Origin of the sequence: Pseudobacillus wudalianchiensis, assembly GCF_001685015.1 — a bacterium.
In the GTDB taxonomy this organism is placed as follows: Bacteria; Bacillota; Bacilli; order Bacillales; family Domibacillaceae; genus Pseudobacillus; species Pseudobacillus wudalianchiensis.
In genome coordinates this window covers 213,943-233,747 of the sequence record NZ_MAYT01000029.1, presented here as the reverse complement: position 1 = coordinate 233,747, position 19,805 = coordinate 213,943, and the positions used below count along the sequence as shown (strand labels likewise).

The following is a 19,805-nucleotide window of genomic DNA, read 5'->3' as shown; positions in this document are numbered from 1 at the left end:
AGTACTCTTTTATCAAGAAAAGAGTACTCTGTCATGAATCGCCCTTTTTTGCGAATGGCTTTATATATATGATAGAATAACTTTCGATTCTTAAGAAAAAACAAAAAGGGTGGATAATCGTGGCAAAAATTCAAGCCCCTGTTCAGAAAAATCAAGTGATAGACGTGGAATTTGAAGATTTAACGCATGACGGGAATGCGGTCGCAAAGGTAGAGGGCTACCCGCTGTTTGTGGCAGGTGCGCTGCCGGGAGAGACGGGCCGTATCCAAGTGACAAAGATTAATAAAGGGTATGGCTTCGGCCGGCTAATGGAGCTTTTTGAGAGAAGCCCGCATCGGGTTGATGTCCCGGCTGCTGACATGCACAAATACGGAGGAACCCAGCTGCAGCACATTAGCTATGAAGGGCAGCTGCAATTTAAAGAAAAGCAGGTACGTGAAGTACTTACTCGGATCGGGAAACTTGAGGACGTCAAGGTGCATCCTGTGTTAGGCATGAAAGAGCCCTGGTATTACCGCAACAAGGCCCAAGTACCTGTTGGAGAGAAAAACGGCAAGCTGATTGCTGGTTTCTTCAAACCACGCAGCCATGAAATTGTCGATACAAATGAAAGTATCATCCAACTGCCAGAGGTCAATGAAGCGATTCAGACAGTAAAAGAAATCTGTAGTGAGTTTGGCATTAAAGCATATGATGAAGTAACGCACAAAGGTATGCTTCGTCATATTATGGCACGCTATGGAAAACAAACAGGGGAACTCATGGTTGTGCTCATTACCCGGACAGCTGATTTTCCTCATAAAGAACAGATTGTGAAAGAGATCATTAAGCGGCTGCCGCGGGTAAAATCAATTGTTCATAACATCAATTCCAAACGAACAAACGTGATTATGGGCGACGTGACAAAAGTGATCTGGGGAAGTGAAGTGATCTACGACTATATCGGCGATGTGAAGTTTGTCATTTCAGCTCGATCCTTTTACCAGGTGAATCCGGTGCAAACGAAAGTGCTGTATGACAAGGCGCTCGAATATGCAGGACTCACAGGAAATGAAGCTGTGATTGACGCTTATTGCGGTATCGGGACGATCTCCTTATTCCTTGCGCAAAAAGCGAAAAGCGTCTTTGGTGTCGAAGTGGTTCCAGAAGCGATTGAAGATGCTAAACGAAATGCTGAATTGAACGGTATTCATAACGTTGAATTTGCCGTTGGGAAAGCTGAAGATGTCATTAGCGAATGGTACAAGCAAGGAAACAAAGCGAACGTGCTGGTCGTTGATCCGCCGCGTAAAGGCTGTGATGAATCCCTTTTGCAGACGATCATTGACATGAAACCAACAAAAGTCGTCTACGTCTCCTGCAATCCGGCTACACTCGCTCGTGATTTACGTATATTGGAAGATGGCGGCTACAAAACGATGGAAGTGCAGCCGGTGGATATGTTTCCACAGACCACACATGTGGAGTGCTGTTCACTACTTATAAGGAAAGATAAATAATAGATGCAACAGTGAGTAAAGAGCCTTTCCTTTTGGAAAAGGCTCTTTTTTATCTAATACTTGTTTTTATCTAATCCCAGAGAGGCCCATGTTCATTCATTAAGAATTGAAAGTACCATTTGTGAAAGCAAAATAAAAGATATGGAGAAGGTGGATAATATTGAAGAAATTCTAAGTATCGCATTGAAGTGTAAAATTAACGCGTTTGGTGAACTTACCATTTACGATACATCCATAAGGAGAGGCTCTTATTATGTTATAAAACCAACCAACGTTTATTTACATACAGAAGTAAAAGTGGGTGCCGAGAAATTAGGATTAGATTTTAGAAAGAAGAAAGTAAAAATAGACAATTTTTATAGTGAGTTACAAACTATGATCCCTTTAGAACTTGAGGATTGTCTATGTATAGATACAAATGAATGAAAAGTATCTTAAACTTGTTAAAGGCTAAGTGGATTGCTTGGCCTTTTTCTGAGTAATTTTGTTTTGAATGTTGAGGCATTATCCTCCAATAGTATTAGGGAGTGATGATGCATGAGAAATTCCACTAAGTTCCACAAAAAGTTAAAGGCAACTAAGACTATTTAACAAAAGATTAATATATTTGAAAGAGTCCCTTGTTACATCTGGGTCTTTAATCTTTGTTTTTTTTACTGGATTTTGCTTTTTTCATGCTTTTTAACTTCTGGGTATTACTTATGTATGGATCAAATTCCAATAATATCCTCCACTTGCAATACCATTGATTTGTTTTTCGATATTAAGGCTAAAATTACAATGAATTAACAAAATCATTGGAATCATCTGTTAACTTCTTTAATAGAGCTTGCTTTAAAAAATAGCATCCTCAAGAAAATAAGTTATGGGGGTAATGTTGATGAGTGCTAGTAATAATGGTTTAAACAGGCGTGACTTCTTAAAAGTCGGAGGTGTGGGTGCGGTAGCCTTAACGTTAGGAACAACCGGGTTATTATCACTAAGTGGAGCTAACCAGAGTTTAGCTGCAACTAATCATAATCCTACGAGCGGCTTTGGCGGCTATGGCCCTCTTGTAAAGGATCCAAATGGCATTCTTGACCTTCCACGGGGGTTCCGCTACAAAATGCTTTCTCAAACTGGAGACATCATGCCGAACGGTGACCGAGTCCCTTCTATGCATGATGGAATGGCGGCATTTAAAGGAGAGAAAAACACAACGATCCTTGTAAGAAACCATGAGAATAGTACGAATGCAGACTATCCCGTAAACGGAAAAAACCCATGGAGCAATGGTGCAGCTGGTGGAACAACAACTTTAATTGTTGGACCAAATCGCGAAATTGTTGACCAATACGTATCTAGCTCAGGGACAATCCGCAATTGTGCCGGCGGTCCTACTACTTGGGGCACGTGGTTAACTTGTGAAGAGACTCGCAATATGGGTCATGGTTTTGTCTTTGAAGTGAATCCTCTTGATCCAGAAAATGAAATGTCTAAAACGCCTATTCGTGACATGGGTTACTTCTCTCATGAAGCATGCGCCGTTGATCCTTCCACAGGTATTTGGTATTTAACTGAAGACGCTTCGCCAAGCTTCCTTTATCGTTTTACACCAAATGATCGCAGCCAAAAGCTTGGGTCCCTTCAAAAAGGAGGCAAGCTTGAAGCAGCAGCCATTGAAGAATTGCCAACTTCTTCTGCCAGCCAATTTTACAGCGGACAAAAATTCGGTGTCGTGTGGAAGGAAGTAAATCCTGAACGTGCACAACAAGATGCAAAAGATAACGGCTGTATTCAATTTAGCCGCTTAGAAGGGGCATGGTTCTCTGCAGGAGTATTCTGGTTTGATGATACAAGTGCCGGCGGCAAAGCGCTTGGTCGTGTTTATCGTTATCACCCAGCTACTAATACATTAGAGCTTTTCTATGAATCTACAGATAAGAATGATTTAGAAATGCCAGACAATATTACGATTACTCCTTGGGGAGACCTTTGGATTGCGGAAGATGGAGGCGGAAATGACCGAATCGTTGGGCTTACACCGGAAGGAAATGTTTACACTTTCGCCGAGAATAAGATGAACGGATCTGAATTTGCGGGACCGGCATTTTCTTCAGACGGAAATACTTTCTTCGTAAACATGCAAACACCTGGTATTACTTTTGCGATATGGGGTCCTTTTGCTCGCAGAAATGCGGCACGTCAACGGGCAATGGGTCATGCGGCACCACCGGCAGATCTTGCACCTGTAGTTTCTAAAAAGCTAGCAGCATTTGCCGAAGAACAAGGAATGTCTATTTTAGAAGCGGCCGCATTAGAACGCCACGGGATGCCGATAATATAATGACTTATTTCCAACAGGCAAAGAGCTGCCAGATACTAACACCATTCATCCTGTAGGAGGTGAAAATGATGCTATCAAATATCGGGATTCCAGGATTAATTCTCATTCTCGTCATTGCTTTAATTATTTTTGGTCCTTCCAAGCTTCCTGAAATTGGACGGGCATTTGGCAGTACCTTGAAGGAATTCAAAAAAGCAACGAATGATTTAGTCGGCGGTGACAAGGAAGAAACAGAGTCTCCAAAGGAAAAAATTAATTTAGTAGTACGTGAAAAGCCTGAAAGTAAGATTGGGAGTTAAGGACTTAAGGATGCAAGCGGCAGAAAGAGAGCCCGCTTGCATCTTTCTATTTGGTTTTTATGTAAAGTGCCAGCTTAGCAGTTGTGAGAATGCTCATTTAAGACAGAGAACCTTCTTCTGTCTTTTTTATTTGCTGTAGTGGTCAGTATTCTGCTCGCGTGAAAGCAGTCACTAAGCGGATGTTAGTAGAAGGCATCTAATGTAATCGAAGATCCCGCTCGTCTTTTCGTGAAGATGATTTAAAGCGGTTTAAAGGATTCCCATTTATAGTTCATTGGCTATTATGCTGCTGAAGCGTTGCGGTACGGCTGTTAACTCTTGTTTTTAAATAACTCGAACCCTTGTAAATTGAGCTGCCCCTTAATTGTTAAACACAACTAACGATTACGGGTTGTTTTTTTTATAACTAATTCTTTTTTACAGGTTTCTATCTAATTAAACATTATTTCAAGAAAAAGTATTGGAGCTGCTTCTAATATAGTTGATTGAGGGAGGTTGCCCTTTTATTCCATAAAAATAAATAGAATTCTTAAATTAACAGCGTGTTGCATCTTTATAATACTTGACAAAATATTATATTAATATATAATATTGTAGGTTACACTTTTGTTTCGTATCTCATTCATCCCCCTTCAAACGTCTTTTGCTCATTTATTCTTTATTTTCCTAGATGAATCTATTATGGATAGTTTTCAATTGATGGAATCCTTTGTCACCTACTAAATTTACACAACATCATCGTTGTTAAATATGACCACAAAACCATTTCCTCGGTTGTTTTTATACATCCTGCCAAAATAAGTTCCGAAAAGATCAAGAAGCAGGGACATCTATAACAATTAGATTGAGAGAGAGTTTCATTTCTTCTCTCTTTTTTCATTAAGCCTCTTTTTAAAATTTTCTTTGTCCGATATGAAGGCTGGTGAAGAACGGGACGCTTTCTATTAGGAAAAAGAAAGCTGAGCAAGTATTTAAGCTTTATATGGCTTTGCTTGGAGAGGCGTACCCTTTACTTTTGCTAACCAAATTAAATACCGAGTTGCCAGCTAGCACAGAGAAGCGATCAGCGATGTACGACGTATTTGCTAGTTTGCGTTTTCTTGAAGGTAAGATGACATTCTCTTTCCTATCCTCACTATTTATACAGTACGGTAAATCATTTAGTAAATGTTGAGTGAAATGATTCATCGGAAATAAAGGTGATTCTTCATTTGCCTGAATTCTGGTGAAATAATTTTTGGAGAGGAGGTAGAGTTGATGAATGTAAAAAATATAAAAGAAGCTAGAAAAGGTATAGGCTTAGGGGCTACTTCGGCTATCGCTTGGGGAATAGATACGGTGATCATTGGCCTTATAATAGCGAGTACACCTTTTAAAGAGGCAGTGGTGCTTGCTCCAATTGTAGCCGCTTTCATGCATGACTTTTTCTCTGCCCTATGGATCACCTTGCTTATGATTGTAAAAGGTGAATTTATTAACGTATTACAGTTGTTAAAAACAAAGAGCGGGGCCATTTTAGTTTTAGGAGCAGTGTGCGGGGGGCCTTTGGCTATGACCTTTTACTTTCTTGGTATTCAATATGCAGGAGTAACGTATGCGGCGAGTATTGCTTCTATCTTTCCTGGGATAGGTGCTGTGCTTGCTTTCACTTTTTTGAAGGAAAAAATGAATAGAAGAACATGGTTCGGTGTAGTTTTAAGTATTACCGGAGTGATTGTATTAGCCTATATGCCATCAAAGTTTAGTGTCGATAGTCACTTCTTCATCGGAATATTGTTTTCATTAGGGGCCGCCATATTTTGGGGGCTTGAAGGGGTAATCGGTGCGTGGGGAATGAAAGGAAAAGAGGTTGTTCCTCTATACGCCATTAATATAAGACAGATGGTCTCAGCACTGTGCTATGCAATATTAATTATTCCGTTTATTCAGGGATATTCTCTAGTATTTCAAGCAGCATCATCTGAGATCGTTTGGATAATAGTTATAGCAGGTTTATTAGGAACTGCCAATTATTCTTTATACTACATGTCTATTAATGTAATCGGTGCTGCTAGGGGTCAATCGCTTAACAATACTTATGTTTTTTGGGCTATAGTAGTTTCAATATTGTTTATTGGTACCCCTGTTAGCTTACAATTTATCATAGGTGCATTAATTGTACTGTTAGGTTCTATCCTCGTTTCAGGAAATTTAAAAGAGTCAAAGAATTGATTAGTATTCTTTATAGGAAGACGGTCAGGATCACGAACCATCCGGATGCTGATAGGCGATTTTACTGCGGCAAGCTCGATTTAAGTCGTATTTTGTTGTATATTAGTGTTATGGAAAATTTTCTTCCTTTTTACTTACTTTTAAATGGCTTATAATTATCGTATAATAGTGATATTTTATTCTGCCAATAAATGTGATATACTATAAGTAAAAGTGATATACTGTAATTGAGATATAATGATACAGAAAAGGTGTGTGTTTAGGTCGCGTCTTGGCTTGCTCGTACCGCCTAAGAAGGAGCGACTATATCTTTTCTGCAAATCTTAGGGGATAAGGAAGGTAAAAATGAGCGACATACAAACTAAAACAGACGTTATCTTAATTGGTGCCGGAATTATGAGCGCGACTTTAGGTACTCTTCTAAAAGAATTAGCACCGGACTGGAATATCACAGTGTTTGAGAAGCTTGACAAAGCAGGAGAGGAAAGCTCTAACGAATGGAATAACGCAGGAACAGGACACGCTGCATTGTGTGAGCTGAACTACACAGTTGAAAAACCAGACGGATCTGTAGATATTAGCAAGGCAATAAACGTTAATGAACAGTTTCAGGTTTCTATGCAGTTTTGGTCTTATCTTGTGAACAGTAATTTAATCCGTAATCCACACGACTTTATCATGCCATTGCCTCACGTCAGTATGGTACAAGGGGAGGAAAATGTAGCATTTTTAAAGAGACGCTTTGAAGAAATGACAAAGAATCCTCTTTTTAAAGGAATGGAATTTTCGGATGAGCCAGAAAAACTGAAAGAATGGATTCCGCTTATTATGCAGGATCGTCCAGCGGATGAAGCCATTGCAGCAACCAAAATTGATACTGGCACAGATGTCAATTTTGGTGCTTTAACGCGTATGTTATTTGAACACTTGGAAACTCAAAATGTTGAAATCAACTATAAACATAGTGTTGAAGGCATTAAACGTACGAAAGACGGCTTATGGGGAGTAAAGGTACACGATCTTGATGGCTGTAAAATGGAATACCATACTGCAAAATTCGTTTTCCTCGGAGCTGGAGGAGGAAGCTTAGAATTACTGCAAAAAACAGGCATTCCTGAAGGAAAGCACATTGGCGGATTCCCGATCAGCGGATTATTCATGGTATGTAATAATCAAGAAGTGGTTGAGCAGCATCATGCAAAAGTATATGGAAAAGCCAAAGTTGGTGCGCCGCCAATGTCTGTTCCTCACCTTGACACACGATATATTGATAATAAAAAGTCATTGCTGTTTGGACCGTTCGCCGGTTTCTCGCCTAAGTTCTTAAAAAACGGTTCAAATATGGATTTAATTGCTTCTGTCAAACCGCATAATATTACAACGCTGCTGGCAGCAGGAGTTAAAGAGATGGCGTTGACAAAATATTTGATCCAACAATTGATGTTATCGAAAGAACAGCGTATGCAAGAGCTGCGTGAATTTATCCCGAATGCTAAAACTGAGGAATGGGATATTGTAGTGGCTGGTCAGCGTGTACAAGTTATTAAAGATACAGAAGCGGGCGGCAAAGGAACGCTTCAATTCGGTACGGAAGTTGTAAGTGCAGCTGATGGATCGGTTGCAGCATTGCTGGGCGCCTCTCCAGGTGCCTCTACAGCTGTTCATGTTATGCTTGAGGTAATCAACAAATGCTTCCCGCAGCATGTAAAAGAGTGGGAAGCGAAGATCAAAGAGATGATTCCATCTTACGGCATCTCACTCATGCAAAACCCGGAACTTTTGCATGAAGTTCACACTTCAACAGCGCAAATACTTGGTTTAAGTAAAAGTGAGTCGTTAGAAGCCGCAGGCCATAGCGTATCATAAGCGGGCAAATTTCTTAAAGTGTAATATGATCATAGAATAAGTATTCTACCATTCTATTGAAAAAGGGTTTCTCACTCTTCGTGGGAAGCTCTCTTTCTATTTTAAGGGAGAAGAAAAACAATGAAATGTTTTTTCAAAAGTCAATATCGTGTATTGGACATCAGCGTGTTCTATACACCATTTGGATGGTTGTAAATATTGAGGCGCTCGGTGTCTATATGGAATTGTTTGATAGTGCAGCGACTGACCTTTATGATGTTTTCCTCCTTGATGGAAGACAAGTTGGCAGGTTTCAAATAAGGTATCATCTATTTTAATTAACAACAGACATTTTGAAGAATTATACTTAAAGTAACAGGTAATGTTTGTTCAACAGCAGGTTCTGCCATTTGGCGGCTGTGTTTGCTTGACACACTCACGGGTGGTTAGTTGAACAAGAGAACAAGATTTGGATATATGATATTGAGAAAAGAGATTTGATTTTTTTCTTCATTTAAAATGCAGTATGAGGACGTTTGCCCAATCATATTAGGCAATTGTAACATATCCTTTAATACATTTGATATTTATAAAGGAGGAGTTACTTTGACTAATGATAATCAAATTACGGCGTCCCTTTCAGATAGTATAATTAATGTCAATGACCAGGAGGCTTGGTCTAGATTTGGAAGGCCTGGCTTTGGATTTGGAAGGCCCGGCTTTGGATTTGGAAGACCTGGGTTTGGATACGGCTATCCTTATTATCCATATCGACCGTACCCATATCCACCATACCCTTATTACCCGTACCCAGCGTACCCATATCCGCCATACCCTTATTATCCGTACCCACCATATCCATATCCTTATTATTAAAAGAAAAGGAAAAGATTCGTCCTTGAAAAAAGGTAGACCACTCATAATAGGGTTAACAGAAAAGCAGCTTATTTAACTACTGCATAGTTTTTGACCGAATGCTGCTCCTGTGATTGCGATTAAGTCTAGTGCGTTTCATATTTGTTTAAAAACTCTATAAGAGTCGTAACAGTGGGTAGAGGATAAGAAAGGCTTTTCAATATGAAAAAGAAAAAAGACTAAGTTATTTTTAGTTTTATAACAATGAAAAGAGAATGACGTTTTATATAGAACAGAAAAGTACCCTCTATTGAAGGTTCATCTAGAGGGTACTTTTCTTCTTTTAATAGTGAATGGAACTGAATAGCCTGTTACGATTTAATGCTTGGTACATGTAAACAAATCTGTGTGCGTATGCCTATAATCATTTCAACTAGATTTTTATCTTTATTGTGAGTATTTCTTATTTTCCCGCAATTCTCTTTAAGCGTCCCGCAATTGGTAAAACAATGATACCAGCGATAACGACCTGCATCACGTTTCCAGGGATGGAGCCGAACGGCTGCACCCAGTTAGCGTAAAGAATAACTTCAGCAAAATAATAGCCTACGATTTTAATTACCAGTGCAGCGATAATGGCTACTGTATGGACAACCACTTTGTTGCCAGGCATTTTTTCAGAGATAAGACCGGCTGTAAAGCCCATTGCTCCTACGATGATAAATGTAAACGGGGCCCATATTGTCCAACCGGAGATCAGGTCAAACAAGCCCATTCCAAACGCACCTGCTATCGCTCCAGTTTTTCTTCCGTAAGCAAAGGCTGCTATAAAAAGGGGAACGTTTCCTAAATGGATAAGTCCTCCGTTACCCATGATGGGAAGCCTAATGTTGATGAACATAGTAGCCACAAGAGTGAGTGTGATAAAAAGCGCATTGATGACAATGGCTCTTGTTTTAGATTTGGCTGCACCTGCCGATGAAAATGTTGAATCCATAAGATGACCTCTTTCTGTTTTTAAATATTATGATACTCCTAATTGCATACTTAATAAATACCTAAAACTATTTTTCTAGTAACAACCAAATATGAGAAAAGTATGCGGAACTTTTTTGAGGCAGTAGGAAAAGAAAAAAAGCAGGTTTCCAATGAGGGATACCCGCTTTCATAAAAATATGATGGATATTGCATAAGGAGTAAATAGACTGCTGAAAAAGTGAAGAAAGACCGAAGGGGGTTATCGCCTGTCTTTTTCCTCCGTATTTAATTCCATAATGGTAGAAATTTTTTTAAACCCGAACTCCTTATACATGTTTTTTGCTGGGTTGCCAGCGAACACATTAAGATGAATTTTTTTCATGCCTTGGGATTGAAGCTGTCTGATCGCTTCCTGCATTAACTTCCTTCCGATCCCCATCTTTCTGTATTGAGGAAAAACATATATTTGAAGCAGCTGTCCAATAACATTGCCTGCCATGAAATCCCCATCTATCCCCAATAGGAGCCAGCCCTTTAGTCTCTGATTTTCTTCCTCAATCAGATAATAGGCACCATTTTGGATATAGGGTAAAAACATGTGATACGCCGTGTGAACATTATTTTTTATGTGTCCCATAGAGCTCTCGCTTAATACATTACCGGTAAGCTGAAGAATATAATGCGTTTCGGATTGATTGGCTCTTCTTATCGTCATCATAGCACCCCAATGAAAAAAGATTATGTATTAATATATAGTGAAGCCGAGCAACAGGTGCTTAAATATAGGGTTGTGACATTGTATGAAATATGATTCTGTGGTACATACAATTAAATTGAACCCTGAACCTTTAATATTGGAAAAAATCTTCTTCCATAATATATGTATTGAAGCTAGTATTTTAGTATGCTAGTATAAATACCGACATAATAGTACCTTTAATACAGTCCAGAGAGGCTGAAAAGGCGAGTGAATACGGGATGTTTCTATTTAACTATGCCTATTTATGCCCTTTTGTCCTCTCTGACAAAAGGGTTTTTATTTTGTCCAATGATGAATACCTCTTTTAAATAAAGTCCCGTGAGGCTTGAAAAGAGAATGGAAGAATTATATGTAATTCATCTATCCATTCCCTCAAAGATAAAAGAGAGTGATTACAACATGAGAAATAGCGGAGGGTGGTACAAAATGGATTATCGTAAAAAAACAGTGGTAGCATCAGTCGCTGGATTAACATTAGAAGGCATGGACATTATGTTCATTTCGTTTGCGATGTCAATGATGATTGCTGAGTTTCACATAGATTTGGCAACGGGCGGATTGATTTCTTCGATTACAAATATCGGGATGCTTTTAGGTGGAATGATTTTCGGAGTGCTAGCAGATAAGTTTGGCCGTGTGAAAGTTTTTACTTATACGGTTCTGTTGTTTGCGATCGGCACGGCTTTAACGGGTTTAGCAGCGAATATAGAACAAGTTTACTTATTTAGATTCATCGCCGGATTAGGTGCGGGTGGAGAATATGGGATTGGTATGGCACTTGTTGCAGAAGCGTGGCCAAAGAATAAGCAGGGAAGAGCCTCATCCTACGTTAGTGTAGGCGCTCAGTATGGTGTCATTCTGGCAGCGCTTTTGAGTGCGATGATTCTCCCTACGCTAGGGTGGAGAGCGCTGTTTTTCGTTGGTGTGGTGCCGGTTGTTTTCGCTGTAATTGTAAGAAAAAATTTAGAAGAGTCTCCAGAATGGCTGGCTGCTCAAAAGGATAAAAAGCCGGCTAAAAAAGGGGAAAAAGGAAAGTTGGTTCAGTTGTTTGCCACTCCGCGAGCAACGATGACAACCATTGCCTTGAGCATCATGGCAACTGTTCAAATTGCTGGCTATAACGGTTTAATGATCTGGCTGCCATCTATGCTTCAGCAATCACAAGGCTTATCGGTTTCGAGCTCGGCGCTTTGGACGATCAGCACAGCAGTCGGAATGATCATGGGGATGTTAACCTTTGGACAATTTATGGATCGATTTGGAGCAAAGCGTTCCTTTGGCATCTTCCTGCTTGCTTCTGCATGTGCCGTGTTCTTATACTCCTATGCGACTGGCAGCGCTGGGGTGTTAATGGGCGGTGCCATTGTCGGGTTCTTCTCAAACGGAATGTTTGCTGGGTACGGTGCATTAATCAGCAGCTATTACCCGGTTCAAATTCGCAGTACGGCGACAAATACGATTTTTAACTTTGGCAGAGCAGTAGGAGGGCTTTCACCGATCCTAGTTGGTTATATTTTGCAAAGCTATGATATGACCATAGCGATGATTTACTTAGCAGCTCTATACTGCATCTCCTTTGTGGTGATGCTTACGTTGAGCAAAAGACAATCTGGCAGCACACTTAATGCGATCCAGCCTGTTGAAGAATATTAATGTAAATGCCAACTAAAATGCAACTGCATTTTAGTTGGCATTTTTATTGCTCGACAAAAGAGAGTCGAGCTTAGTCATGGTGCTTTTTACAACTAAGCATTTGCTGTTTTTTATAAAATCTTACTTTTTTCTCTTTTTAATTATTGACCTTTATCGAAAAAGATATTATTATCATAATTAATAATGATAATAAAAAGCCATTCAGTTCTAGAATTAGTTGATGCATTATTTAGAAATAAAACATTCATGATCACTATTATTCCTGAGGGGGAGAAAATATGGTTGAAAAAGAGGTTGTTATTGAAAAAGACATTTTTGCTACGCTGGCATGCCCAGAAAAAGAAGGAACCTTTCCGGCTATTTTGCTCATCGCCGGTTCAGGGCCCCTTGATCGTAATGGGAACGGGCCAAAAGGAAAGTATCAAACGAATTTATATAAAGAATTGGCGCACTTTTTTACTAATATGGGCTTCATCACGCTTCGCTATGATAAATGGGGAACAGGAAAACGAAACGGCAACTTGGTAGAAGCAGGCTTGTCTAATTTACTGCATGACGCTAAAGCTGCGATGACCTTTTTACAGGAGCAGCCAAATGTGTCGGATGTGATTGTGTGTGGCCATAGCGAAGGGACTATCTTGGCAACAGATATTGCCGCAAAGATGAAAATCGACGGCTGTATGCTTCTATCTGGAGGGGTTGATAATCTACTGGAGGCACTCTATCATCAGCGGCAGCAGGCATACCAGGAGTTGCTTTCCATGCGGGGATTGAAAGGCTGGTTGAATCGGACGCTTAAAGTAGACGAAAAGGGCGAGAAGAAAGCAGAAAAGATGTTGAAGAAAATGATCGAATCAAACAGCGATATTGTCCGGGTCACAGGCATGAAGCAACCGGCTAAGTGGTTCCGGGAGCACGATGCGTATAATACAAGAGCCGCTTTGAAGAATGTCTCTTGTCCCGTTTTTGCGTTGCATGGCGATAAAGATTCACTTGTGGAAAGCTCCGTTTTAGAAGAATTGACTGGACTTGTGCAAGGAGAAAGTGAGTATCACATTGTTCATAACATGGAACATGGCCTTCGAGAGCAAACAGAGCCAAAAAGTATTTTAGATACGAAAAAGTTAATGAAGACTATTTTAGAACGGCCGCTTCACAAAGAAGGGTTGCAGCTAATGGCTGCATGGCTAGAGCGATTTCTAGAAAGGGAACATAAGTCTGCTTGAAAAAATAGACCTCATTACACTTAAGTTTATACATGCTGGGAACGAGAAAAGATAGACAATAAGCAGGAGCCTTTTCACTAGGAAAGGCTCTTCTTTTGTTGACAAGTATATGCTCATATCCCTTCCGTCCTCAAAAGACAAGCACTTCATTGTATATAAAGCTGCCGTTTTGCTCTGTTCCGCGCATTAGTTTTATTGTTTCTCTTTTAAATCTAAGAAGGTGTTAATGATTTTAACATATTTCTCTTTTGGATAGTCCTCATATAAGGAGCTGGATAATCGCACAGGATCGCCAAAGAAGTATCTTTCATATTGAGTTTGTCTCGTGCCAAAGGAGCTCATCGTCAGATCCCAAGCTAAACGAAAAATCTTAATTCGGTTTTCTGCTGTTTTGGTGGCCCCTTGAAGATATTGATCGAGATCTCCTCTAATAGTAGAATGAAAGGCTTTTTCGGTTGGTAAAGTGACCATTCCGCTAGCCCCGATTAATTGGATAATTTCACTGAAGCGTGGATAGATTTTAGGAAAGACGTTACTGGCAACTTGAAGTGGAATAATGCTCGGCCGCATGTAACCACATTCATCTAATTTTGCATCGTTTTCCGACTTTTCTAGAAGAGCCTTCATTGTTTCAAGTCCAATGATGATCTCTGATAATTTTTCTTGTATATGTTGATAGTCGCTAATATTAAGGGTTTCTATAAGAAGCTCCGCGATCCCTAAAATAAACTCTGTTTTTACAATTTGTCTCGTTACGACTTGGTGTATGGCAAAAGGAGAGAAGGAGCTTTTTGAAAGGAAAGATCTGGCGGCTTCCACATTGTCGTAAAAAAATACCCGATCCCAGGGAACTAGCACATGATCGAAGACAACAATAGAGTCCATCTCTTCGTATTGTGAGCTTAACGGATGATCAAAAATAGATTCTCCTCCAATAAAGCTCTCTCTGCAAATAAATTTTAAGCCTTTCGTGTTGGAAGGGATAGAGAAAGCAAATGCTTCGTCCATCTCAAAGAATAATCGAGGAGCATGGAACACTAGCACTTCATCTGTTAAGCCGCCTTGAGTAGCTAAGAGGCGGGCTCCCTTAATAACTATCCCCTCTTCATTTCTGTCAATCACTTTAGCAGAGATGGGTTCCTCGGAGCATTCGAAGTAGGTTTGAGAACGATTTACTTGAGGAGTAATAAATGTATGTGTAAATGACAAATCTTTTTCCCTAGCTCGTTCATATAGAGCTTGAATATTTTTCGGAAAACAATTGTCTTTTCCGATCAAAAGATTTGCGGAGGAGGCAAAGCTCATTAAAACTGTATTTAAATAATCAGGGCTTCTTCCCACCATGCCCCCGGTGTGTCTTGCCCAATGTTCGATCATCGTTCTTCTTTTAATTAAATCTTCCTTTGTTTTCGGCTGTAAATAAGAAATCCCGACAAGCTCTTTCGTTTGGGGGGATAAGAACAGCATCTGCTCTTTTAAGTTTGAATCATGCTGTAAGTCATAAAGAGAGGCTTTTGTTTGGATAAGACCTTTAAAAGCGGGATGCTCAGAGACTTTTCCTTGTATTCTTACTCCATCAAACCAAATTTCGTTATTTAGTTGATTTAATCGGTTAATAAAATCTTTTCCGTTAACCGCTCCCATACTTCCACTCCCTCAATTAAAACAGTCCTGACAACTGTATTTGTTTGTTGTTTCATCTTATTAGTTAACATGTTGGTCTGTTCCATGCTTCTAAAGCAAAAAGCTCTAAATAAGATTGAATATCAGTGGGGAGTTTTGATGAAGTTGCGGAGTTTCTCAGTTATATAAGAGGAATGCAAACAATCCGCTTTAAACAAAAAAGTTTAAGCGGATTGTTTCAGAAAGATAGTGCATGCTTCACGGTTGAACAGCAAGCTATAAGCAGCTTATTTTTACGCTTCTACTAAGCAGCTGTCGTTAAAATAAATCACTTCGGTCAGGAATTTATGACCCTTGATTCTTTTGAAAGCTTCTGTTGCTTCTTTCTGGGTATCATACTCAAACATTTGTACATTGTTTTTAGAATGAACAGTGATAATCCACATGAAATTTTCCTCCAATTAAAGTGTTCTCTTCCTGCTTTTGTTCCACGAGACTTTGACTTTCTTTCCCATGCACACTACACCTTACGCTAATTCATCTCAAGTGATCGACTTAATAGAGTTTTATTCAAGAGTATAGTCTTATACGTTGTTGTTCGTTTATTAGCTAACGTGAATAAGGGGATGTGCTACTTTCTTTGTTTTAATTTGTGTTTTTATACAAACTCATAAATAATTTTTTATCAGTTTAAACAAATTATATAGTTAGGTCAATATATTTTTTTTATTAAAAGTGAATATTGTTTGAATTCTGTCTTTTAAAACGTTTATTTTATGAGCAAAAAAAATTTGCGTTTATTAAAAATGAATCTAAAAATAAGCAAAGAAAGTAAAGGGAGAGGAGGAAAGAAAGCAAATGGAAGGCAGAGAGAGTGTGTTATTATCCTTAATTTTTTTGCACTGTAATCCATAACAGCAAAGGGAGAGTAAATTTTAGTCACTACTTAAAGGTGGCTGTTACGTCAGAAACATCAAGAAACATTCATGGGTGTATAAACATAACTTTTGGACTCTTACCCCTCTTATGGAGGCGCGCTTTCGATAAGCTCTATTGATTTATGATATAATATTATGTCTTAAAAATTTTATATAGGAGGATACCATGGTGCAGCTAGATACAACACCTCAACCTAAACAGGCGACGCACAAAAGAACCCTTTGGTTTGTTGCTGCCTTTATTCTGATTGCAGCTGCTGGATTGTTTTACATCAAATGGTGGCCTTATTATAACAAATCTATTTTAGCAGCCAATACGCATTCTATTGGCGATTCTATTTTAGGAGATCTATCAAGTGAGGCGCCGTCATGGCAATCGGCTTGGGACTATGCACTCGCTTATTTTAGCTCTGTATGGAAAGCGGCGGTTCTCGGCATTTTGCTTGGCTCCCTGCTTCAAGTTTTATTGCCGGCACAATGGCTGCTTAAATTGCTTGGAAAAGCCTCATTTGGCAGTACAATGATTGCTGGGATGGCTGCCGTTCCAGGTATGATGTGCAGCTGCTGTGCGGCACCGATCGCGATTGGACTTCGTAAGAAGAACGTTTCCGTCGGTGCTGCTTTAGCTTTTTGGATTGGCAATCCTATGATGAACCCCGCAACTCTTATTTTTATGACTTTTGTCTTGTCCTGGAAGTTCACCCTTATGCGGCTCGTCGTTGGATTTATTTTAACGTTTGGCATTAGTTACTGGGCCAATCGTCTCGTGAAAGACGTTCAGCCGGTTGATGTCGACCAAGTGATAGTGGAGGCGGAACAAGAGGGTAGATTTTTAAGAAGATGGTTGGGAAGTATAGGAAGGATGCTTCTTTATATTGTGCCGGCATACGTGCTGTCAGTATTGCTTTTAGGAGCCGCACGCGTTTGGTTATTCCCGCAATTAAGTGAATCGGCAGCGAATAGCCTGCTGGCGATTATTATCTTTGCAGTTGCTGGCATGCTTTTTGTCATTCCGACTGCAGCAGAAATTCCGATCATTCAAACGCTTATGTCCTTAGGGCTCGGCGCCGGTCCTGCAGCTGCACTGCTTATTACACTGCCTGCTATTAGCTTGCCGTCTTTGTTAATGGTGGCTAAATCATTTCCTAAAAAAGTATTATTTTTTGTCATGGCATCTGTAGTGGTGTTAGGTGTTATCGGTGGTTTGATAGGAAGGGTGATCCTATAGGTTTAAGGAGTTATCATCAATGAAACCCTAAAGATTGGACGTGAAAAAAGTGTCTAATCTTTAGGGTTTTCTTTTCAAGTGCAAGCATATTTTGAAATATAAAAAGGAATATAATAGTGTCTACATATTGAACGGGCTATACTGCTTAGTACAATTCGTCTCTATCTCGAAAGAGTATGCTTATTGGTTTTCGGATTTTGATCTGTCGTTTATTCAGAAGGGAGAAACAAATGGATTTACTGATGACTGTATTGTTACTGCTTGTTTTTTTGTTAATTTCAAATATCATTAGCCACTATATCCCGTTTATCCCTACAGCCTTAACACAAATAGGATTTGGAGTGATTATTGCGCTCATCTTTAGGGGTGTTTCGCTAAAAATCGAAACAGAGTGGTTTTTATTACTTTTTGTAGCTCCTCTTTTATACAATGATGGGAGACATTTTCCGCGCGAAGAATTATGGAAGATGAGGGCGCCTATTTTAGGAAATGCTGTTGTTCTTGTTCTTATCACAACTCTTGGCGGCGGTTATTTTATTCACTGGCTAATACCGAGTATTCCGCTTGCAGCTGCCTTTGCCTTAGCCGCTATTTTATCACCGACTGACCCTGTAGCCGTCAATGGTATTGCTAAACGCATTCATCTCCCTGAAAAGGTGCTTCATCTCGTTAGAGGAGAGTCCTTAATCAACGATGCCTCTGGTTTAGTAGCCTTTAATTATGCGGTTGCGGCCGTTGTAACCGGGTATTTTTCTTTGCGTGAGGCTCTCTTTGATTTTACTTATATGTTTTTAGTAGGGGGGATTTTAGGATTTGTATTAGCTTTGCTTGTCACATGGATACGTTTTGTTCTGCGCAAGCAAGGAATTAATGATGTAACGTTTCACTCGTTGTTGCAAATTCTTACACCCTTTATTATTTTTCTCATTACAGAAGAGCTGCTGCATGCTTCCGGCGTCATTGCTGTTGTAGTAGCAGGGGTTGTTCACTCCTTGATAAAAGAAAGAACAGGAACTTTGATCGCTGAGGAGCAAGTGCTGACAGAGAATATTTGGTCCATTGTTTTATTTACTTTAAATGGGGTTGTCTTTTTGCTGCTGGGGTTGAATATTCCTTCTTCTATGATCGAAACGGTAGATAATCCGGCTATGAGCAATTGGTTAGTAATCGGATATGTCATCGCGATCGGGTTTATTATTTTAGGGATTCGCTTTATTTGGTCTTACTCTTTCTCTTACTTTGCTTATCGTTCTGACAAGGAAGAGGACGTGTTAAAACCAAATTTTAAAACATCTCTGCTCATTAGCTTAACAGGGGTAAGAGGAGCCGTCACCATGGCGGGTGTTCTCTCTATTCCGTATGTTGTATTGAATGGAAATTTATTTCCAGAAAGATCACTTATTCTGTTTTTAGCAGCGGGCGTTATTTTATTTACGTTGATTGCGGCGACTCTGCTCTTGCCTCTTCTAAGCAGGAATGAAGCAGCCGAAGGAGAAGAGCTGGGGAAAGCCAGCTTGCAGGAGGCCAAAAGAAAAGTTCTGCTGGCTGCTATTAAAAAGATCCGGCTGGAAATAAATGAAGAAAACAAAGATGCCGCTTATGAGCTCATTGATGAATATAAGATGATGTTTCGGCAGATCCAGCCTGACCCGCATTCAACGTCATCAGACACCGTCTATTACCAACAAAAACTTACTGAAGTGCGGTTAATGGGTCTAAAAGCAGAACGAAAATATTTCGATGAAATTAGAAAGAAAAATGGCATGGATGAAACTCTGTTTGAAACGCTTGAAAAATCACTGGATCGCCGACAAGAAGCTCTCTCTAACAATGTTCGCTCGGAAATGATGTATCTAATCGGCCGGATGATTCGGGGCTGGAGGCGTTTTATGGAACACTTTCATAAAGACTCCGAAACGAAGCTGGCAAAATTACGGTTAAGAAAGTCACTTCAATTAAAAGCATTGCAAGTCGCACTTAAACATCTGGAAGAGCAGGCGACAGAACATGAAAGACCCGATATTGTCGGGGCCGTCATAGTTGAATATAAGCGAACCATTGATCAGCTAAAGAGACCAGCTGTTCCATACAATGAAGAGCGGGAAGGGAAAAAAGAAGAGCTGCGCCTAAAGGTAATGGACATCGAACGTGGTGAAATTCATGAAATGTATCAATCAGGGGAGATTACTAACGAGCAGGCGAGGGAGTTAAGAAGGTTCGTTAATTACATTGAAAGCGTGACTTTATATGAACATATAGAATAGCTTTCCTTGTTGTTTATGCTCACTCCGCTCCTCGAAAAGCAGAAGTATTGCAAATAGAATGTGTTTATAACCAAAAGCAGGCATCCGTATTGGATGCCTG

At 39.7% G+C, this 19,805-nt stretch carries 16 protein-coding genes; 12 read left to right on the top strand and 4 right to left on the bottom strand.

All coding sequences use genetic code 11. From position 1 onward, the window contains the following. Window positions 1-119: 119 nt before the first annotated feature. From rlmD to A8F95_RS17910, 8 genes are all read left to right on the top strand, one after another. A complete protein-coding gene (rlmD, locus tag A8F95_RS17950) occupies window positions 120-1,499 on the top strand; it encodes a 23S rRNA (uracil(1939)-C(5))-methyltransferase RlmD (protein ID WP_245671422.1) in 1,380 nt (459 codons plus the stop codon). A 141-nt stretch (window positions 1,500-1,640) separates the two neighbouring features. Then, window positions 1,641-1,925: a hypothetical protein gene (locus A8F95_RS17945; protein ID WP_065411779.1), complete on the top strand. Its 285-nt coding sequence runs from the start codon at window positions 1,641-1,643 to the stop codon at window positions 1,923-1,925. A 454-nt stretch (window positions 1,926-2,379) separates the two neighbouring features. Then, window positions 2,380-3,825, top strand: a complete 1,446-nt coding sequence (locus A8F95_RS17940; RefSeq protein WP_065411778.1) for an alkaline phosphatase PhoX — start codon at window positions 2,380-2,382, stop codon at window positions 3,823-3,825. A 68-nt stretch (window positions 3,826-3,893) separates the two neighbouring features. Beyond that, window positions 3,894-4,124 carry a twin-arginine translocase TatA/TatE family subunit gene (tatA, locus tag A8F95_RS17935; protein ID WP_065411777.1) on the top strand — a complete coding sequence of 77 codons (231 nt, stop codon included), beginning with the start codon at window positions 3,894-3,896 and terminating at the stop codon, window positions 4,122-4,124. 1,257 nt (window positions 4,125-5,381) lie between these two features. After that, window positions 5,382-6,335 carry a DMT family transporter gene (locus A8F95_RS17925; RefSeq protein ID WP_077247427.1) on the top strand — a complete coding sequence of 318 codons (954 nt, stop codon included), beginning with the start codon at window positions 5,382-5,384 and terminating at the stop codon, window positions 6,333-6,335. Window positions 6,336-6,680: 345 nt separating this feature from the next. Next, complete coding sequence (gene mqo / locus A8F95_RS17920; RefSeq protein ID WP_065411774.1) at window positions 6,681-8,201, top strand: malate dehydrogenase (quinone); 1,521 nt, start codon at window positions 6,681-6,683, stop codon at window positions 8,199-8,201. A 125-nt stretch (window positions 8,202-8,326) separates the two neighbouring features. Next, the gene (locus tag A8F95_RS17915; RefSeq protein WP_065411773.1) at window positions 8,327-8,518 is read left to right on the top strand and encodes a hypothetical protein; all 192 of its coding nucleotides are present in this window, start codon (window positions 8,327-8,329) and stop codon (window positions 8,516-8,518) included. Between the two features lie 362 nt (window positions 8,519-8,880). After that, window positions 8,881-9,132, top strand: a complete 252-nt coding sequence (locus tag A8F95_RS17910; protein ID WP_176713745.1) for a hypothetical protein — start codon at window positions 8,881-8,883, stop codon at window positions 9,130-9,132. A gap of 366 nt (window positions 9,133-9,498) precedes the next feature. Here the strand turns inward: A8F95_RS17910 and A8F95_RS17905 are convergent, their stop codons facing one another. Then, a complete protein-coding gene (locus A8F95_RS17905; RefSeq protein WP_065411771.1) occupies window positions 9,499-10,032 on the bottom strand; it encodes an ECF transporter S component in 534 nt (177 codons plus the stop codon). Between the two features lie 240 nt (window positions 10,033-10,272). Beyond that, a complete protein-coding gene (locus A8F95_RS17900) occupies window positions 10,273-10,611 on the bottom strand; it encodes a GNAT family N-acetyltransferase (RefSeq protein ID WP_176713744.1) in 339 nt (112 codons plus the stop codon). Window positions 10,612-11,199: 588 nt separating this feature from the next. Here A8F95_RS17900 and A8F95_RS17895 point away from each other — a divergent pair. Together A8F95_RS17895 and A8F95_RS17890 are read left to right on the top strand one after the other, a co-directional pair. After that, window positions 11,200-12,426, top strand: coding sequence for an MFS transporter (locus A8F95_RS17895; protein WP_065411769.1), 1,227 nt, complete (start codon window positions 11,200-11,202; stop codon window positions 12,424-12,426). Between the two features lie 278 nt (window positions 12,427-12,704). Further along, complete coding sequence (locus tag A8F95_RS17890; protein ID WP_065411768.1) at window positions 12,705-13,652, top strand: alpha/beta hydrolase family protein; 948 nt, start codon at window positions 12,705-12,707, stop codon at window positions 13,650-13,652. 192 nt (window positions 13,653-13,844) lie between these two features. On the opposite strand, the gene hpaB is transcribed toward A8F95_RS17890, so the two are convergent. Then, the gene (gene hpaB, locus A8F95_RS17885) at window positions 13,845-15,296 is read right to left on the bottom strand and encodes a 4-hydroxyphenylacetate 3-monooxygenase, oxygenase component (protein ID WP_065411767.1); all 1,452 of its coding nucleotides are present in this window, start codon (window positions 15,294-15,296) and stop codon (window positions 13,845-13,847) included. A gap of 272 nt (window positions 15,297-15,568) precedes the next feature. Then, window positions 15,569-15,721, bottom strand: coding sequence for a hypothetical protein (locus tag A8F95_RS22670; RefSeq protein WP_176713743.1), 153 nt, complete (start codon window positions 15,719-15,721; stop codon window positions 15,569-15,571). A 658-nt stretch (window positions 15,722-16,379) separates the two neighbouring features. Here A8F95_RS22670 and A8F95_RS17880 point away from each other — a divergent pair. Both A8F95_RS17880 and A8F95_RS17875 read left to right on the top strand, forming a co-directional pair. Next, complete coding sequence (locus tag A8F95_RS17880) at window positions 16,380-17,441, top strand: permease (RefSeq protein ID WP_065411766.1); 1,062 nt, start codon at window positions 16,380-16,382, stop codon at window positions 17,439-17,441. Between the two features lie 230 nt (window positions 17,442-17,671). Then, the gene (locus tag A8F95_RS17875; protein ID WP_065411765.1) at window positions 17,672-19,705 is read left to right on the top strand and encodes a Na+/H+ antiporter; all 2,034 of its coding nucleotides are present in this window, start codon (window positions 17,672-17,674) and stop codon (window positions 19,703-19,705) included. The last annotated feature ends 100 nt before the right edge of the window (window positions 19,706-19,805 follow it).

Bases quoted from the DNA above. Each gene is read 5' to 3' on its own strand.
- A8F95_RS22670 (WP_176713743.1), bottom strand. From the start codon at position 15,721: ATGTGGATTATCACTGTTCATTCTAAAAACAATGTACAAATGTTTGAG.
- tatA (WP_065411777.1), top strand. From the start codon at position 3,894: ATGCTATCAAATATCGGGATTCCAGGATTAATTCTCATTCTCGTCATT.
- A8F95_RS17890 (WP_065411768.1), top strand. From the start codon at position 12,705: ATGGTTGAAAAAGAGGTTGTTATTGAAAAAGACATTTTTGCTACGCTG.
- A8F95_RS17915 (WP_065411773.1), top strand. From the start codon at position 8,327: ATGTTTTTTCAAAAGTCAATATCGTGTATTGGACATCAGCGTGTTCTA.
- A8F95_RS17880 (WP_065411766.1), top strand. From the start codon at position 16,380: ATGGTGCAGCTAGATACAACACCTCAACCTAAACAGGCGACGCACAAA.
- A8F95_RS17875 (WP_065411765.1), top strand. From the start codon at position 17,672: ATGGATTTACTGATGACTGTATTGTTACTGCTTGTTTTTTTGTTAATT.
- A8F95_RS17945 (WP_065411779.1), top strand. From the start codon at position 1,641: ATGGAGAAGGTGGATAATATTGAAGAAATTCTAAGTATCGCATTGAAG.
- A8F95_RS17900 (WP_176713744.1), bottom strand. From the start codon at position 10,611: ATGTTTTTACCCTATATCCAAAATGGTGCCTATTATCTGATTGAGGAA.
- hpaB (WP_065411767.1), bottom strand. From the start codon at position 15,296: ATGGGAGCGGTTAACGGAAAAGATTTTATTAACCGATTAAATCAACTA.
- A8F95_RS17905 (WP_065411771.1), bottom strand. From the start codon at position 10,032: ATGGATTCAACATTTTCATCGGCAGGTGCAGCCAAATCTAAAACAAGA.
- A8F95_RS17940 (WP_065411778.1), top strand. From the start codon at position 2,380: ATGAGTGCTAGTAATAATGGTTTAAACAGGCGTGACTTCTTAAAAGTC.
- A8F95_RS17895 (WP_065411769.1), top strand. From the start codon at position 11,200: ATGGATTATCGTAAAAAAACAGTGGTAGCATCAGTCGCTGGATTAACA.
- A8F95_RS17925 (WP_077247427.1), top strand. From the start codon at position 5,382: ATGAATGTAAAAAATATAAAAGAAGCTAGAAAAGGTATAGGCTTAGGG.
- mqo (WP_065411774.1), top strand. From the start codon at position 6,681: ATGAGCGACATACAAACTAAAACAGACGTTATCTTAATTGGTGCCGGA.